Origin of the sequence: Streptomyces sp. SLBN-31, from assembly GCF_006715395.1 — a bacterium.
Taxonomy (GTDB): Bacteria; Actinomycetota; Actinomycetes; order Streptomycetales; family Streptomycetaceae; genus Streptomyces.
On the sequence record NZ_VFNC01000002.1, the window covers coordinates 443812 to 461175 of the forward strand.

At 72.2% G+C, this 17364-nt stretch carries 10 protein-coding genes; 6 read left to right on the forward strand and 4 right to left on the reverse strand.

Going from position 1 to position 17364, the window contains the following annotated elements:
• Positions 1-483: 483 nt before the first annotated feature.
• Genes FBY22_RS21985 through FBY22_RS22000 form a run of 5 tightly spaced genes read left to right on the forward strand, consistent with a single transcriptional unit; the run spans position 484 to position 12172 of the window.
• Positions 484-2436: a DUF6603 domain-containing protein gene (locus FBY22_RS21985; protein ID WP_142148485.1), complete on the forward strand. Its 1953-nt coding sequence runs from the start codon at positions 484-486 to the stop codon at positions 2434-2436.
• Positions 2436-5246 (forward strand): hypothetical protein, encoded by a 2811-nt coding sequence (locus tag FBY22_RS21990; protein WP_142148487.1) that lies wholly within the window; start codon positions 2436-2438, stop codon positions 5244-5246. Before FBY22_RS21985 ends, FBY22_RS21990 begins: the two co-directional genes overlap by 1 nt.
• Positions 5243-9688 (forward strand): hypothetical protein, encoded by a 4446-nt coding sequence (locus FBY22_RS43980; RefSeq protein ID WP_160159926.1) that lies wholly within the window; start codon positions 5243-5245, stop codon positions 9686-9688. The genes FBY22_RS21990 and FBY22_RS43980 overlap by 4 nt, the downstream gene beginning before the upstream one ends.
• Positions 9685-11379 carry a hypothetical protein gene (locus FBY22_RS21995; RefSeq protein WP_160159927.1) on the forward strand — a complete coding sequence of 565 codons (1695 nt, stop codon included), beginning with the start codon at positions 9685-9687 and terminating at the stop codon, positions 11377-11379. Before FBY22_RS43980 ends, FBY22_RS21995 begins: the two co-directional genes overlap by 4 nt.
• Before the next feature lie 40 nt (positions 11380-11419).
• Positions 11420-12172 carry a peptidoglycan-binding protein gene (locus FBY22_RS22000; RefSeq protein WP_142148491.1) on the forward strand — a complete coding sequence of 251 codons (753 nt, stop codon included), beginning with the start codon at positions 11420-11422 and terminating at the stop codon, positions 12170-12172.
• 33 nt (positions 12173-12205) lie between these two features.
• On the opposite strand, the gene FBY22_RS22005 is transcribed toward FBY22_RS22000, so the two are convergent.
• Positions 12206-13738 (reverse strand): long-chain fatty acid--CoA ligase, encoded by a 1533-nt coding sequence (locus FBY22_RS22005; protein ID WP_142152448.1) that lies wholly within the window; start codon positions 13736-13738, stop codon positions 12206-12208.
• 148 nt (positions 13739-13886) lie between these two features.
• Here FBY22_RS22005 and FBY22_RS22010 point away from each other — a divergent pair, with 148 nt between their 5' ends.
• A complete protein-coding gene (locus tag FBY22_RS22010; protein ID WP_174267236.1) occupies positions 13887-15077 on the forward strand; it encodes a CdaR family transcriptional regulator in 1191 nt (396 codons plus the stop codon).
• Positions 15078-15179: 102 nt separating this feature from the next.
• Here the strand turns inward: FBY22_RS22010 and FBY22_RS22015 are convergent, their stop codons facing one another.
• The 3 genes from FBY22_RS22015 to FBY22_RS22025 are packed head-to-tail and all read right to left on the reverse strand — an operon-like array spanning position 15180 to position 17306.
• The gene (locus FBY22_RS22015; protein WP_142148493.1) at positions 15180-15473 is read right to left on the reverse strand and encodes a putative quinol monooxygenase; all 294 of its coding nucleotides are present in this window, start codon (positions 15471-15473) and stop codon (positions 15180-15182) included.
• 19 nt (positions 15474-15492) lie between these two features.
• Positions 15493-16275 carry an ATP-binding cassette domain-containing protein gene (locus tag FBY22_RS22020; protein WP_142148495.1) on the reverse strand — a complete coding sequence of 261 codons (783 nt, stop codon included), beginning with the start codon at positions 16273-16275 and terminating at the stop codon, positions 15493-15495.
• The gene (locus FBY22_RS22025; protein WP_142148497.1) at positions 16272-17306 is read right to left on the reverse strand and encodes an ABC transporter permease; all 1035 of its coding nucleotides are present in this window, start codon (positions 17304-17306) and stop codon (positions 16272-16274) included. Before FBY22_RS22025 ends, FBY22_RS22020 begins: the two co-directional genes overlap by 4 nt.
• Positions 17307-17364 lie beyond the last annotated feature (58 nt).

Sequence of the window (17364 nt, forward strand, 5' to 3'; positions counted from 1 at the left end):
CGCCCGGCCCGACCCCGGTGAGGGGGCCGGAGGCCCGTACGGGCCCGGGGACAGCGGCGAACGGCTCCCGTCGCAGAGCGCGGGGTTCCAGCAGAGCTGGCCCTGCGTGGGCGAACTGCCGCTCCGGGTGGTCCTGGCGCAGTTCGCCCCCGGCAGCGACGACGACGGCCGCACCGGCACACTGCTCGCTCGAGCCTGCACGGACAAGGGCGTGGGCCGGCTGTATCTGCCCGTTGGCCTGTCCCCTGCCGGCACACCCCCACAGCCGACCGGCGATCCGCTCGCCGACGCCGGTTACTGGCACGGCACGGTGTCCGAGTCCTCGGCGGAGGCCGGCGAAGAAGCGTTCCGGTGGGTGACCTCCTCCCGGATTCCGCGATACGTCGGCCTCGTACGGTACGAACCCGCGGCCGAGCACCACTTCTTCGACCTCCTCCCGGAGGGCAGCCGACTGCCCCCGGGCCGCTGACGGCGAGGCGCGGCATGGCTGGAATCTTCGGACTGGATCTGGAACGGCTGGCCGACGACCAGCTGCCCACCACCGTGGACATCGACAGTCCGCTCCCCCCGGTCCGGCTGCGGGGCAGGCTGCAGCGTCAGCAGTTCCGCTCGTTCTCCGGCGTCCTGAGCGCGGCCATGCCCGCCACGACCGTGACCGCCTTCGGACAGCTGGACCTGGCGGCGCCCGGCGGGCCGGCGTTCATCGCACTCATGGGTGCGACCTTCCCCGACCCCGGACTTCAGCTCGGCCTGGGGTTCTCCCTCAGCGGCGTGGGCGGGGTCGTGGGTGTCAACAAGGCGGTCGACCGAGATGCCCTGATCGCTGCCATCGCCGACGGCACCGCCGGTGACCTGCTGTTCCCGCCGGATCCGGTGAAGGCCGCGCTACGGGTCGTTCCCCGGCTGCCGGCGCTGTTCCCTACCGCGCCGGGGCGGCTCGTCGTCGGGCCCATGTTCCAGGTCTCGTGGGGCGACCGGATGGTCTCCCTGTCGACGGCCGTGATGGCCGAGCTGCCCGAGCCCGTGCGTCTGTCGCTGCTGGGCATCCTGCGGGTCGCCGTACCGGACCCGGCGGTGCCACTGATCGATCTGAAGGCCACCTTCGCCGGGCAGTACGACAGTGCCGAGCCCAGCGCCTTCCTCATGGCGAGTCTCACCGGCTCGCACATGGCCGGGGTGCCCCTGGACGGCGACGTCCTGGTCCTCAGCCGCGGCGGGGCCGACCCGGCCTTCGTTCTCAGCGCGGGCGGATTCCACCCGGCGTACCCCGTACCGCGCGGCGTACCGGCGTTGCACCGGCTGTCCATGAACCTCTCGCCGGTGCCCTGGATCCAGCTGCGCTGCCAGGCCTATTTCGCGGTGACCAGCAACACCGTGCAGTTCGGGGCACAGCTCTCCCTGGTCGCCGAGATCGCCGACTGCGGGCTGCGCGGGCTGTTCGGACTCGACGTGCTCATCCACCTGGAGCCCAGCTTGTCGTTCACGGCCAACATGCGCGGCTCGCTGGCGGTCGAGGTGTTCGGCGAGACCCTGCTGGGCGTCGCGTTCGACCTCACCCTGGAGGGTCCCGCTCCCTGGCACGCGGTGGGGCGCGGAAGTATCGACCTGTTCCTGTTCAGCGCGTCCTTCGACTTCGACCAGCGCTGGGGCAACCCGCCGCCCGCGCTGCCGGCTCCACCGGCCGATCTCGAAGCCCGGCTGAGGGAGGCGTTCTCGCGCCCGGACGCGTGGAGCGCGCACCCGCCGACCGACCTGCGGCATTCCCCGGTCCTGCTGTCCCCCTCCGCAAACCGGCTGATCGGCGACGGCAGTCGGGTACACCCGCACGGCAGCCTCACCGCACGGCAGCGGGTGCTGCCCTTCGGCGTGGACATCCAGCGGTACGGCCGCTCGGGCGTCGAGCCCGCCGAGCGCTGGGACGTGGCCTCCGCCACCCTCGGCGCGGCGAACGCGACCGGCGGGACGACGGTGGACACCTTCGCTCCCGGCCGGTTCTTCAAGCGCAGCGACGACGAACTGCTCGGCAGTTCCGCGTTCGAGACGTACCGGTCGGGTCTGCGTCTGGTGGCCGACACCTCGGGACCGGCCGACGGCGCGTTCGTCAGGGCCGGCCTCGACTGGGAGACCAGGATCGTCCAGGATCCGGTGCCCGCGCTGCGGCCCGAGGGACTGCTGCGGGCCGTCCGGATCGCCGCCCTGGTGGAATCCGAGCAGGTGGCGGCGGCCGCGGGCTCCGTCCGGGACGCCCACTGGTGGCCCGCCGTGACCGCCGGCCTGCGAGTGGCCGCCGAACTGCCGGTCGTGGCCGCGGCCACCTGGGCGATGGTCGCGGCCGGCGAACCGGCCGGCGCCGCGGCCACCCCGGCCGAGCTGCGCAGGAACCTGGCCGGTGAGCCCGGCATGCGCGCGGTGGAGGCGTGGGAGGTGTCGGGCTGATGGCCGAGGAACTGGAGTTCGCCCCGTTCATGCAGAGTTCCGTCGGCGCGGCGATCGAGAGCGACGTACCGAGCGGGCCGGCGGTCCTCCACCCGCGGCTGTCCCTGGCCGGACCGGGCCGCCGGGTGGACATGACAGCGCCGGGCGGTGCGCTGCGCATGCTCGGCCCCGAGGGCGTCGTCGGCATCGACGCCCGGCATGTCCTGCGGGTCGATCCACCGCCGGGCATCCAGGACACCGAGCCGAACTACATGCCGTGCATCGAGTTCGACGTACCCGAACTGCCCTGGCTGTTCACGCCCGCACGGCCCGCCGGCGACCGGCTGCGGCCCTGGCTCGTGCTCACCGCGATCGAAGCGGACGGTCATCCCCTGCAGAGCGGCCTGCCACTGCCCTTCGTCGACGTGGACGCCGCACTGTTGCCACCGCTCGAGCAGTCCTGGCAGTGGGCCCACGTCCAACGGCCCGCCGGCCGGCCCGGACCGCTGACCTCACGGCTGCTGTGCCCGCTGCATCTGAGGGCGGACACGGCCTATACGGCCTGTGTCGTGCCCGCTTTCGCGGGCGGGGTGGCCGCCGGCCTCCAAGGCGGTTTCACCGACGTCGAGCAGCACGGCGACGCCTGGCGGCGCGACCAGGGCACGGTCCGCCTGCCCGTCTACCACAGCTGGCAGTTCCGCACCGGCGACCCGGGAGACTTCGAGCAACTGGCCACCTCGGTCGTACCGTTGTCCGACGACGAGCGCGCCGTGCTGACGGGCCGGACGGTCGACATCACCGAACCCTGGCCGGGCGGCGCCCCGCTCGCCTCGGACGGCGCGCCCGGCTCCCGGCAGACCATCACCGTGCAGGGTGTGCTCAGCCTGGTGGACAGCCCTCCCGAGCAAGCGGGCGCCGCGCTCGCCGACTTCGCGCGGCGCGTGCGGGAGCACATCGCGCAGGGCACCGGGGACACCGTCGCTCCGCCGCTGTACGGCGGTCACCCCGTCGTACGCGATCGGCTCGAGGACGGCGAGCGGGGCTGGCTCGCCGAGCTGAACCTCGACCCCGAGACCCGGATCGCGGCCGCTCTGGGAACCGGCTGGGTGCGCGACAACCAGGAGTGGCTGATGGCCAGAGCCTGGGACCAGGTGGGTGTCGTACGCGAGGCCAACCGGCTGCGGCGGCTGGCCGCTTTCTGCGGCGAGGTCTCCGCCTCGGTGCACCGGCGGTCCGTGCAGAACCTCTCCCCTGCCGAGTCCCTCGGCATGGCGGCCCCGGTCAGCGAGCGCCTGCGGACGGACAGCGGGCTGCCGCTGCGTACCGAGGTGGCGGTCAGTCCCGCCCCGGACGCGCTGGTCACGCCGGCCCTGCAGCGGCTGTTGCGGCGCCGCGGACCGGTCGCCCGGCGGGCGGAACTGGACACCGAGTCGTACGTCCGGCGCACCCTCACCGGCGACCTGCTGCCACCTCTTCCGGCCGCGATGGTGACACGGCCCGAGCCGTCCGCGCCGCCGGCCGAGACGGAGACGCCCGACCTGACCACCACCGTGGACAGTGCCCTGTACGCCACCGCGACCCTGCGGGACACCCGCCGGATCAAGGTCCTGTCGGCGATGGCACTCTCGGCCCGGACCAACGACCTCGGCGCTCAGGCCGACACTTTGGGCGCGATGCTCACGGGTCCGACCCTGGCCGTCCAGTCCGACGGTGACCTCGGCGCCGACGAGATCAGGAGGTTCCGGGCGCTGTCCGGCCCGATAGGGCCACAGATCGCGGATCAGCTGGCCGTCTCGTTCGCCGAGCACGCCGCGGACCAGGTGCTGAACGTCCCCGAACAGGACGTCGCCCTGCCGGCGCAGCCGTCGATGTCCGACGATCCGGCCGCGCACATCCTGGAGTTCGGCGTGCCCGTGGACGCGGACGGACTGCAGGGGCGGCTCTCCCAGGCCCTGGACCCCGGCCCGCTGCTGACCGCCCGCCTGGACAGCATCGTGGCCCCGGTGTCCGAGACGCCGCTCGACCTGCCGCCGACGGTCGCCGATCCGGTGATGGCCTGCCCCGACTTCCCCGCACCCATGGCCATGGCCCTGAAGGACACCGCTCCGGACTGGTTCCTGCCCGGATCCGCCGACATCCCGGACGACCGGGCCGTCCTGCTCCGCGCCAACGCGCCCTTCATCGCCTCCTTCATGGCCGGCGTCAACGACGAGATGAACCACGAGATGCGCTGGCGCGAGTACCCCACCGACCTGCGCGGCAGCCCCTTCACCCACTTCTGGCCGCGTCCTGACGGCGAGCCGGACATCCCCCCGGTGCACGGCTGGCTGCCGGAACTGGGCCTGGCCGCCCAGCTCACCGGCAACGCGGGCGGTGTGGACGTACTGCTCATCCGGGGCCGGCTGGTGCACCGCTACCCCAACATGATCGTCGCCGCCGTGCCCGCACGGTCCGTGACCGAGAGCGGCGACCTGGCCGAGAACACCTGGGAGCGCCCGAAGATGGTACTGACGCTCGACGAACGCACGTGCGCCTATGCCTTCGACCTGCCCGGCGACATCCACGACTGGTGGTTCGTGCTCGCCGAGAACAGCTACCGGATGCGGTTCGGCTTCGACACCACCGCGCAGGAGTACCAGCACTGGTCGGACCTGACCTGGCCGGTGGGCGAGGGAGGCTTCGCCGATCTCGGAGCGATGCCCGCCCTGCCGGACCAGGAACACGACCATCCGCCGTCGGCGTGGAACGCGGCGACGATCGCCATGGTGACGTTGCAACGGCCCTTCCGGGTCGTCACCTCCGCCCGCAACCTGATCGGAGCACCGCGGTGACCGTGAACCCGGACCTGGCCAAGGCCCACCGCGCCGTCAGCGACGCCCGACTCGCCCGGGACTTGTCGCGCGCCGGACTCGCCATGTACGACAAGCGCATCCAGTCCGGCGAGACCGGGCTCGACGCCGAACACCTCGCACAGGGCCAGCAGGCGGCCACCGACGAGACCTCCTACCAGGCGGCCCGCGAGGCGTACACCGAGCTGGCCCAGGAGGAGCCGCAGCTGTGGCCGCACGAGAGTGCCTCCGACCCGTTGCTGTTGCTCCCCCTGCGTCTGGAGACGGTCTACCGCAACGCCGGAGAGGCCGCCCTGGAACTGTGGATCCGTGCCTACCCCGACGAGATCCACGTCGACTCCCACGAACCGGCCCTCACCCCGGCGGAACGTGTCGCCGCCGAAGCCTACTGGCGCGAGGTCTGGGCCGCGGGCCCCAACCAGCAACGTCGAAAGGCCGCCTGGAGCCGGCTCGTCACCACCGTCGGTCCCGGGCGCGCCGCGTGGGCGGTGCACGCGCTGCGACCGGGGCTGCAGCAGCCGCCGGCCACGGAGACCCCGGCCGGCGGCAACCCGCCCTCCCCGGAGCCCTGGTCGGTACAGCCACCGCAGCGCGACGGCACCTGGACGCGGCCGTCGCGCAGTTCCGTGCTCCCCGACCGGCTGGTGTTCTCCGGTTACGAGATCGTCGGCGACGGGCAGATCGGCCTGGTCTGGCGGCAGGAGGGCGCCCCCATCCCCGAGGTGCTCGACGTGGGGCCCGGCCCGGACAGTCCGGTTCCGCCCGCCTGGCTCTGCGACTTCGAGGAGGCCGTCCGCGTGGGCATGGGGGTCAAGGTGCCCGTCGAGGACGGCATGCGAACCGATTTCCCCCTGGTCACCGTCGCCGGGGTGCGCAGCGGGACCTCCGAGCAGACCTCCGCGCTGTTCGGTTCCCTGCTCGACGCCCACCGCTGCACCGACGGCCTGTCCGTGCTGCCCAACGGCACACCGACCAACAACACCGAGGCGACCAGGTCCGCGTGGCGCACCCGCATACCGCCACCGAGCCCCGAGCAGGCCGACACGCAACGCGCCGCGTTCGTCCCCGGCAGCGCACAGGCCGCAGCCCGCGTCGCCCGGGCCCTCGGTCCCACCGCGGGACGCGTACTGGCCCAGACCACCGACGGCCTCTGCGACGACGACCAGGACCTGCTGCTGCAACTGCACGCCGCGATCGGCGCCATGGCGGCCTCCTCCACCAACTGGATGAACTACGACGGCGACGGGCAGGTCGACCTGGTCTTCCTGGTCTCGCACTTCGCCCAGTACGTACGCGCCCGGGGCCCGCTGCCCACTCTGCGCGTCGGGCGGCAGCCGTACGGCATCCTGCCGGTCACCTCGCTCGACCTGTGGCACGGCACCGAGGTCGACCTGAGGATCCTCGACCACATCCAGGGCTTCCGCACCTTCGCCGAGTCCCAGGGCTGGCGCTGTCCGAGGGTGGGCGGCGGCGGCGACTCCGACCAGGTCATCAACGACATCCTGCACCGGCTCCCCGCCTCGCGCCGACTGCGTTTCGTCCAGCAGGAGCCGGTCACGGCGCCCTTCCAGCCGGCCCCCGTCAACCCGATCGGCGGCATCCCGTACCGGAGTGGCTTCGCCTGGCAGCAGCCGCCCGACCCGGAGGCACTGCCCCTGCCGCTGGAGTTCACCGTGGCCGGCGAGACCACGCCGGAACTCCAGGAGGTGCTGAAGAGCCGTCCGCTGCGCACCCTGTGCGACCTGTGGCAGGAAGAGGCCCGTCTCATCTCCCTCCATGAGGAGATCCCGCCCGAACTGGGCGAGCAGATGCGCAAGTTGGCCCCCGCCCTCGACAACGTGGGGACCGGCCGGATCGGGCTCTGGTACCACCTGGCCATGATGGTCCTGTGGCTCTACCGCTTCCGGCTGCTGGAGCGCTTCGACTCCGACGGAGCGGTGGATCCCCTGGTGGCTCTGACCGACGGCAAGGTCACGGCCGAGGCCGGCACGGTCCCGCAGTTCTACGACTGGGCGGCCATGGCCTTCCGGCAGCTCGCCGCGACCGAGGACATGGCGGGCACGGACCTGCCGCGCCTGGAACGGCTGCTGTGCGAGGTGCTGGACACCCAGGCCCACCGTCTGGACGCCTGGATGACGTCCGTGGCCACTGCCCGGCTGACCCGCCTGCGCGCCGACCGCCCCGACGGCACCCACCTCGGGGCGTACGGCTGGGTCACCGACCTGCAACCGCGGGACTCGGAGCAGCAGCCCGTACCGACCGACCCGGAGGACGCCACGGAGGACGGGGCGGGCGCGCCATCCGAAGACAACGGGCAACCCCAGGACGGCCAGGAACCTCATGACGACGGCTATCTCGTAGCCCCCTCCATGCATCACGCCACCACCGCCGCGGTCCTGCGCTCCGGTTGGCTCAGCCACGCGCACGCGCAGGCCTTCGACATCGATCTGCGGGCGAGCCGGGTGCGCCGTGCGCTCGCCCTGGTGGACGGCGTCCGGTCCGGCCAGTCCCTCGGTGCGCTGCTCGGCTACCGTCTCGAACGCGGCCTGCACGACGCCCAGTTGGACCAGTTGATCGCCCTCTTCCGTGCCGCCTACCCCAGCGCGCACGTCGTCGACCCCGAGGCACCGCACAGCCAGGAGGCCCTGACGGCGATGGCCGCCCGCGACGTCGTCGACGGCCAGGCCCTGCTGGCGGACTGGACGGCACACGGCGGCCAGTTGCAGGACCTCGAATCCCTCACCTCGCAGCTGAACGACGTGTCGCTACCGCTGCTGGACCGGGCGAGCCCACTGGTGGCCGATCTGGAAGACGCCGTGGACGCGGTCGGAGACCTGCTGCTCGCCGAGAGCGTCCACCATCTCGTCGCGGGCAACCCGATGCGCTCCGGTTCGGCCGCCGACGGGATCTCGCGCGGTGAGAACCTCCCGCAGGACTTCGAGGTCGTCCGCACCCCGCAGGCGGCCGTCGCCCTGAGCCACCGCCTGGGACTGCTCGCTCCCGCCACCGGGACGGGCGGCTGGCACGCGGACCGGCCGCTGGCCGCGCTCGAACCGGCGCTGGAACGCTGGTGCGAGCACCGCCTGGGCGACGCCTCCGGATGGAGCTTCGGCTTCGGCGACCCGGCCACGCCCACCACCGTCGGTCTCGCCGACCTCGGACTCTGCGCCCTGGACGTGGTGCTGGACGCCGGGCCGGCCGAGAACGACCGGACGGGCTCCGGGACGTACGGCATGCTGATGCGGCGGCTGTTGAGACGCGTACCGGCAGGTGCGAGCGTCACCGACTCCGGTGCGGCCCGATTCGCCGAACTCCGACTGCTGTGCCGCGGCCTGGCCGACGTCCTGCGCGCCGGCCGCCCGTTGCTCGTCACGGATCTGGACGCCGACGCGGGCGACGACTGGGGCACCGCCGACCTGGCCGAGCTGGCGGCGCGCGTCACCGCCTGGCACGGGACGGTCGTATCCGCGCTGGCCGGACTCCGCGAGGGGATCAAGTCGCTGCCGGGCACGGCGCAGCAGGTCGCCGAGGAGCTGGACACGCTCGCCGACTGCGGACTCCCTGACGCGGCGCCACCGGTAACCGTGTCCGCGGCCGACCAGGAGGCCTTGGGCGCCCACGCCTCCGCGGTTCTCGACCGCTTCGAAGCGACTCCGCTGCCCGACCTCCCCGGGCCGCCCCCCGGGGACCCGTCCGCCGTCCTCGAGTGGGTCACGGCGCTGCGTACGGCGGTCTCCTCCGTGGTCGGCCGGTCCCTGCCCCTGCTGCCGACACTCCGGCTGACGGCGACCGCCGCCGGCGCGGCCCTGTCCGGGCCTCCGCAGGAAGCCGACGAGGACACGGTGGCCGACTGGCTGCTGGAGATGGAGCGGGTCCGGCCCAAGGCCCGGACCTTCGGTGACGCGCTGACGGCCGCCGAGGTGCTGGCCGGGACGACGGCGTGCGCGACCACGGTGGCCCAACTGCCTGCCGGGCAACGGTGGATCGCACGCGGCCCCGCTCCCCTGCCGTCCCGCACCCGTCCGGCCCCGCGCCACTGCGCGGTACTGCGCACCGACGGCCCCGCCGACCCCGGGCAGGTCGCCGGCCTGGTCGTGGACGCATGGACCGAGAGCGTGCCCGAGCCCGCCGCCGCGGCATCCGCGGACGGCCAGAACACGCAGGACGGCCACGAGGCGCGAGAGGAGATGGGCGGACTCGCCTTCCACTACGACCAGCCCGACGCCCGCGCTCCGCAGGCGCTGCTGTTGGCGCTGCCGCCCGACCGCGGGCGCGGCTGGCGCATGGAGGACATCCACGCCGTGGTCGAGGAGACCTTCGCACTCACCCAGATCAGGGGCATGGACCTGAACGACTTCGCCGAACTGCGCGGTCTGCTGCCGGTGCAGTGGACGATGCCACCACACGGATCGGGGCTGCTATGACCATGTTCCGCTACGAGCCCCTGCCACGCGACACCGGCATGGAGGAGGCTCTCGCCGCCCGCACCGCCGATGCCGCGTGGTTCCTGGCCAGGCAGTACGCGCTCGGGGAGTTCCGGGGGGACGACGCGGCCTCGCCGGTCTCGGTCTCGCTCGCCCGGGAGACCCACCGGCTGGACGGCTGGCGAAGCACCGTGGGGGACGAGGGTGGCGAGTGGCTGCCGTACGACCCGGCGACGATGGTGCTGGAGGAACTGGTCGAGAGCGAGCCCGTGACCGGCCCCGACGCCCGGCTGACGCTGTCCGGAGCCCTGCGCTGGCAACGCGCTCTGGCCGCCGCCGGACTGATCGCCCTGCTGCCGGCCTTCGCCAGGGTCTGCCCGTTCGCGGCCGACGGCCCGTTGGCGCCGACCGGTCTGTCCGCCGCCGTACGCGGACGGCTCCCCGACCCGGTCGCACTCGCCCCGTGGCTGGCCCGCCTCGCGGAACGCGACGAGACGGCCGCCAAGGAGTTCGACGCCCCAGACACCGCTCTGGACGCTTTGGCCACCGCCGCGGCGGCCTGGCTGTCCTGGTGGCACGCCCACGTGCCGACGGACACGCCCGTCGGGCCCCCGAAACCGCCGCCGTCGTGGAACACCCGCCGCATGGAGTACGCGTTCGAGGTCCGCGCCTCCAGCCTCCCGGGTCTGGAGCTGCGCGCCGAGGAATACCGCGGCGGCCACCTCGACTGGTGGGCCCTCGACGGCCCGGTCCAGCCGCTGCCGGTCTCGGAGGCCGCGGTGACCCGCGACCGGCGCAAGATCGTCCCCACGCCTGCGGTGTACGGCGGGATGCCCGTCTCCCGCTTCTGGGAGATGGAGGACGCCCGCATCGACTTCGGCTCGGTCGACGCCTCTCCCGCCGATCTGGGCCGGCTCATGCTCATCGCCTTCGCGACGGTCTACAACAGCGACTGGTTCTGCGTCCCGCTGCCCCTGCCCGTCGGTTCCCTCAGCAGGATCGTCGACTGCACCGTCACCGACGTCTTCGGCGGCCGGACCACCCTGCGGCACGCCACGGCCGACGACTCCATCGTCTGGAACCTGTACGGCCTGGGCGGCCCCGGCACGAGCGGAACCGGCGGCATCCCGCCCGCCTCCGGCATGACGCAGCCGCCCTCACCCTGGTTCTACCGGCCTGCCGCACTGCCCGCGGGGCTGGAGAGTCCCCCGGTCGAATCGGTACTGCTGCTCCGCGACGAACAGGCCGATCTGGCCTGGGCCGTGGAGGAGTCCGTCGCCGACCACGCCGACGAACGCGTCGACCGCTACGACCGCTGGGTGGCCACCGCGCCGCCCCCGGCACCGCCCTCGCCGGACGGCAGTCCGCGCTACCGCGTGGTCACCGAGGTGCCCTCCCACTGGTATCCGCTGGTGCCACAGGTCCTCGCCGACCACGAGTCCGTCCGGCTCCGTCTGGTCGGCCTGGCCCGTGGTGACGGCACCCCGCGGCCCACGCTGGGGCAGCTGCTCGGCGAGACCGACTGGCTCTACGAGGAGGAAGTGCCCCGCTCCGGAGTCCGGGTCGAGCGCGCCCGCCAGTACACGCGGTGGCAGGACGGCAGGGCACACGCCTGGACCACGCGCAGCAGGGGCAGCGGCACGGGCGGCGGGTCGAGCGGCCTGCGTTTCGACGTACTGGAAGGAGGCTGAGCGGGCGACGCCGTATCCGACTTGGCTTCAGGAGGACACCATGGGCTGGACCGACGTATCCGATGTGGAACCGGGCGACGTCATCAGCATCCTCGGCATCGACCACGTCTTTTTCGAGGAAGTGATGCGCACGGGAGGGACCGCGTCGTGGAACGACCAGAATCCGGGGAACATCATCACCTCCGGCGAGGCGGAGCGATACGGCGCCTACGCCGGAAAGCACAATGACATCTTCGCCATCTTCCCGGACGAGGCCACGGGCTTCGAGGCCGTCCGCCAGTACCTCGAACACCGCGGCGGCAAGACGGTGCTCGACGTGATGCGGGCGTACGCTCCGGCCGGGCACGGCGCGAACGACCCCGAGGCGTACGCGCAACGCATCGCCGAGGCGTTGCGGGTCGGCACCGACACCACACTGGCCGAACTCGGCGACGAGCAGATGACCGCCTTCGCCCAGGAGATCCAGCGGGTGGAGGGATGGCGGAGCGGCGAGGAGCACGGTCCGGCCGATCTGCCCGACGACCTGGCGCAGTGGCTGACCGATCACCCGAGCCGCGAGGAACGCCTGGAGGCCGACCAGCCCTTCGCCAGGACGGGAACCGTCGCGGAGGGCGTGAAGAACATCCAACGGCGGCTGAACGAACTCGGCTGGAGTCCGCCGCTGTCCGTCGATGGCAAGTTCGGCCCCCGCACCGAGGCGGCGGCGAGGTGGTTCCAGACGAACAACGGCCTCACGTCCGACGGCATCGTGGGCAACCGGACATGGCAACGCCTCGTGGACGCACAGGGCTGATCGCCGACTCGCGCGCTACGCAGCTCCCGGGGGTCAGCGGCCGCCGCCCTCGCCGACCCCGCTGGTGGCGAGCCGCTGGCCCGCCTCCCGGGCGCTGATCTCCCTCTTCAGGATCTTGCCGCTCGGCCCCATGGGCAGCGCGTCCATCAGGCGCACCACACGGGGGTACTTGTAGGCCGCGACCCGGTCCTTGACGTACTGGCGCAACTCATCGGCCGTGGCCCGGGCGTTCGGGCGCAGGACCACGGCGGCCGCGACCTCCTCGCCGAGCTGCTGGTGCGGTACGCCCACCACGGCGGCGAGGGCGACGGCCGGGTGCTCGTGCAGCACCTCCTCGATCTCGCGCGGGTAGACGTTGTAGCCACCGCGGATGATCATGTCCTTCTTGCGGTCGACGATGTAGAAGTAGCCGTCCTCGTCCCGCCGGGCCAGGTCACCGGTGCGCAGCCAGCCGTCGGGGATGGCGGCCGCGGTCTCCTCGGGACGGTTCCAGTAGCCCTTCATCACGTTCGGGCCGCGCACGGCCAGCTCACCGATCTCCCCCGCGCCCGCGTCCCGGCCCTTGTCGTCCAGCAGCCGGACCTCGACATCCTGGATGGGGGTGCCGATGGAGCCGGCCTTGCGGGGCCGGTCGAGGTGGTTGAACGTCACCACCGGACTGGTCTCGGACATGCCGAAGCCCTCCAGCACCGCGCAGCCGAAGCGCTTCTCGAAGCCGTGCAGCACCTCGACCGGCAGGGACGCGCCGCCGGAGACGCACATCCGCAGGCTGGTCACGTCCGTGTCGGTCGGATGCTGCAGCAGGGCCGCGTACATCGTCGGCACGCCCCCGAAGACGGTCGCCCGGTCGCCCGCGATGGCATCCAGCACGGTCTGCGGGTCGAAGCGCGGGACGAGGGTGAGCGAGGCACCGCTGCGCACGGCCACGCTCATCGTGCAGATCTGGCCGAAGATGTGGAACAGCGGCAGACAGCCCACCACCACGTCGTCCGGCGTCATCCGCGTGACGTGCACCTTCATGACCTCAGTGTTGTGCCGCAGCCCGCCGTGGGTGAGCGCGGCGCCCTTGGGCTTGCCGGTGGTGCCGGAGGTGTACAGCAGGACGGCCACGTCGTCGTCGGCGGTGCGGGCCACCTCGGTGGACGGCGCGTGCTCGGCCAGCAGCGCGGCGAAGGACGCGGGCTCCACCGCCACACGTCGCACCCCGGCCGCGGCGGCCCCCTGGGTGCCCTCGCCGGGCGCCTGGTGCCACTCGAACAACAGCACAGCGCCGGAATCGGTGAGGTGGTAGGCGGTCTCCCGCTCCTTCAGCAGCGGATTCAGCGGTACGACGATCGCCCCGGCGCGCAGGGCGCCGTAATACAGGACGACGAACTCGGGGACGTTCGGCAGCATCAGGGCGATCCGGTCGCCGGGGCGCACGCCCTCGGCCCGCAGCAGCGCGGCCGCGCGGGCGCTACCGGCGTCCAGCTCCGCGTAGGAGGTGGTGTGGTCCCCCAGCCGCAGCGCCGGACGGTCGGGCCGCGCAGCCGCGGTCTCCACCAGGAACTCCGACAAATTGGCCACGCCCGCCTCCATGAACTCACCGTCGAGATCCGTCGTACACGCGAACGCCATGGTGCTCAGAGCGCACGTCGCCAGCTATGGACGCGGTGACACCATTGCCCGCCTCCATCTGTTCCCGGGAACAAAAAGGGGGCGTTAAGCTGCGGTGATGGAACTCTCGGAGGTGATCGCGGCGATCCAGGACCAGCTTCCCGGGCTGGGTGAGCGGGTTGCGGACCGCATTCGGTCGAACGTCCCCGCCTACCGGAACGAGTCGCTCATCCCGTTCGACTCGCTGTGCCGGTCCTGCACCGACAACGCCGATCTGGTGCTCAGCCAGCTGCGCCGTACGGGCGCGCCCGATGCCGAGCCCGCCCGGGAGACCGGCCGGATCCGTGCGGAACAGGGCATGCCGCTGGCGGACGTCCTGCACGCGTACCGGATCGGCTTCGAGTTCCTGTGGTCGGAGATCCTTTCCGAGGCGCGCGCCCACTCCGCGGTTCCCGACGCCCAGCTCGTGGACCGCTCGGCGCAGATCTGGCAGCTGTTCGGCCTCTACGCCCAGGCGGTGGCGGCCTCGCACCGGGAGACCACCGCCGAACTGGCCGTGCAGCGCGGCGCCCGCCGCTCGGCACTGGTGGAGGCGCTGTTCAGCGGCGTGATCGGCGACCGCATCACGCTGTGGGACGCGGCCCGTGAACTGGGCCTGCCGGAGCGAGGACCCTACGCGGTCGTCGCGGCGGCGGCCGAGTCCCCCGGCGAGGAGCCCCTGCCGGGTGTGGAGACCTCGCTGCGTCAGGCCCACCTGCCCTCGGCCTGGCGGCTGCTGCCCGACCAGCAGATCGGTGTCATCGCCCTCGGCACACCGGACGCGGAGCCGACCGGCCTGCGCATCCTGCGCCGCGCCGGCGCCCGGGTGGGGGTCAGCCCCGGCTTCTCCTCGCTGCGCGAGACACCGCAGGCCCTGCGCTTCGCCCGGCTGGCTCTCGCCGGCCTGCCGGGCGACGGACCCGGGGTGGCCCGCTTCGACGACAACCCCCTCGCCATGCTGGTCGCCGCGGCTCCCGCCGAGGCGGCTCACCTGATGAGCAGGGTCCTGAAACCCGTACTGGACCTCCCCGGCCTCGAACGCACGCGTCTGCTGGAGACACTGGAAAGCTGGTTCGCGGCCGGCGGATCGGCCGCGACCGCGGCACAGCGGCTCTACGTCCACCCCAACACCGTCCGCTACCGCCTGCGCCGCGTCGAGGAACTCACCGGCCGTTCGCTTTCCGACCCCCACACGGTGGCGGACCTCGGCGCGGCACTGCTGGCGGCAGGGCTCGGTAGGGATGCCGGCCGCACGATGCCGGCGGGATGAGGCAGGGGCGATCGCCGGCGGGGGACATGGACCAGGGCCCTGTCCGGTGGGTGGGGAGGAGCGCCGGAAGGGCCCTGGCGAATGCGGTCGAGGCGGGACGCGTCAGTCCAGCCGGTTGAGGAACGTCAGCACGGAGGCGTCCTCCTCGATCAGCGGGGCGAGGGCGGCGTTGAACGGGGCGCCGTAGGGAGCCTTCAGATGCGCCTGGAAGGCGTCCTCGTCCCGGTACACCTCGAAGATCCAGAAGGCGCGCGGGTCACCGGCTCGGGTGTAGCTGTCGAAGGCGAGGTTGCCCTCCTCCTCGCGCACTTTCGCGGCGTAGTCCCGCAGCAGGAGGGCGACGTCGGCCTCCGCCCCCTCGCGGGCGGTGAACTCGGCGTACAGGGTCTTCTTCACGAGGTCGTGCTCCTCTGCCTCAGCCGGCTTCCGGAACGAGCTTCTTCGCGCCGGTCATGATGGCCACCGCGTCTTCCATGGAGTGCGACTGCGGAGTGATGACCCCGGCGCAGCCGCCGAGGCGCTGGATGTGGATGCGGTCGGCGACGTCGAAGACGTTGGGCATGTTGTGGCTGATCAGGATGACGCCGAGGCCCTGGTCGCGCAGGTCGCGGACGAGCTTGAGCACCTGGCCCGTCTCGCGCACGCCCAGGGCGGCGGTGGGTTCGTCGAGGATGACGACCCGGCCGCCGAAAGCGCCCGCGCGGGCGACCGCGACGGACTGGCGCTGCCCTCCGGACAGGGTCTCGACGGCCTGGTTGATGTTCTGCAGGGTGCTGATGCCCAGCCGTTTGATGTGGTCGGCCGCCTGCTTCTTCATCTCGCCGGTGTCGAGCATGCGGAACACCGAGCCGAGCACGCCCTTGCGGCGGATCTCGCGGGCCAGGAACAGGTTGCTCGCGATGTCCAGGGCCGGGGCGACCGCCAGGGTCTGGTACACGGTCTCGATGCCGGCCTCGCGGGCGTCCTGGGGCCGCTTGAACGCGACCTCCTTGCCGTCGACGAGGATGCTGCCCCGGTCCGGGACCAGGGCTCCGGACAGACACTTGATCAGGGTCGACTTGCCGGCGCCGTTGTCGCCGATGACGGCGAGGACCTCGCCGGGATAAAGGGTGAGGTCGACATCGTTGAGGCCGACGACCCTGCCGAAGACCTTGACCAGGCCCTTGGCCTCGAGCACGGGGGCGGTGGTGGTCGTCACGACTTCACGCTCCGGATCCACTGGTCGACGGAGACAGCCGCGATCACCAGGACGCCGACTGCGAGGACTTGGTAGTTGGGGTCGATGCCGGCCAGCGCGAGGCCGTTGACGAAGACCTGGACGATGAGCGCGCCGATCAGCGAGCCGACCACCACTCCGCGCCCGCCGAACAGGCTGGTGCCGCCGATGACGACGGCGGTGATGGACTGCAGGTTGGCGTTGAGGCCGCTGTTGGGGTCACCGCCGCCGACCCGGCCGACGAGGATCCAGGCACCGACGGCGATGGCGAAACCGCCGACGACGTAGGCGCTCAGCAGGACCCGGTTGACGGAGATGCCGGCCAGGCGGGCGGCCTCGAGGTCGTCGCCCACGGCGTACAGGTGCCGGCCCCAGGCGGTGTAGCGCAGCGCGTAGCCGATCACCACGTACAGGGCGATCATGAGCAGGACGCCGTAGGTCAGGTTCAACTGCCCCAGGGAGATCGTCTCGCCGCTCCACATCAGGATGTTGCCCGGCTGCAGGGAGACGGTCTGGCCCTTGGCGTAGATGAGCGTGATGGCGGTGAAGACGCTCAGGGTGCCGAGGGTGACGATGAACGGCGGCAGCTTGATCTTGGTGACGAGCAGTCCGTTGACCGCCTGGGCGGCGACGGCCACGGCCGCTCCGGCGAGCAGGGCCACCACACCGGGAAGGTGGTTGTCGGCGACGAGCTTCGACATCAGCAGCGAGGCGAGCACCATGACGGCGCCGATGGACAGGTCGATGCCGGCGGTCAGGATGATGACGGTCTGGCCGACGGCGAGCGAACCGATGACGGCCACCTGCTGGGCGACCAGCGACAGGTTCTGCAGCGCGTAGAAGCGCTCGTTGACCAGGGAGAAGACGATCGCGGCGAGCACCAGGACGATCGCCGGGCTGAGAGCGGGCTGCCGGTGCAGCACGGAGTGGATGCGCTGGGCCGGGGTGGCGGGCCGGTTGAGGAACTCCTCCGCCGGTGCCGGTGTGGCTTGACTGTCCACGTGGGTGGTCACAGGGGGTCCTTCCGGAATCTTTCCGCGTGCGGGCCTTCGTACGAACTCATGGGCACGT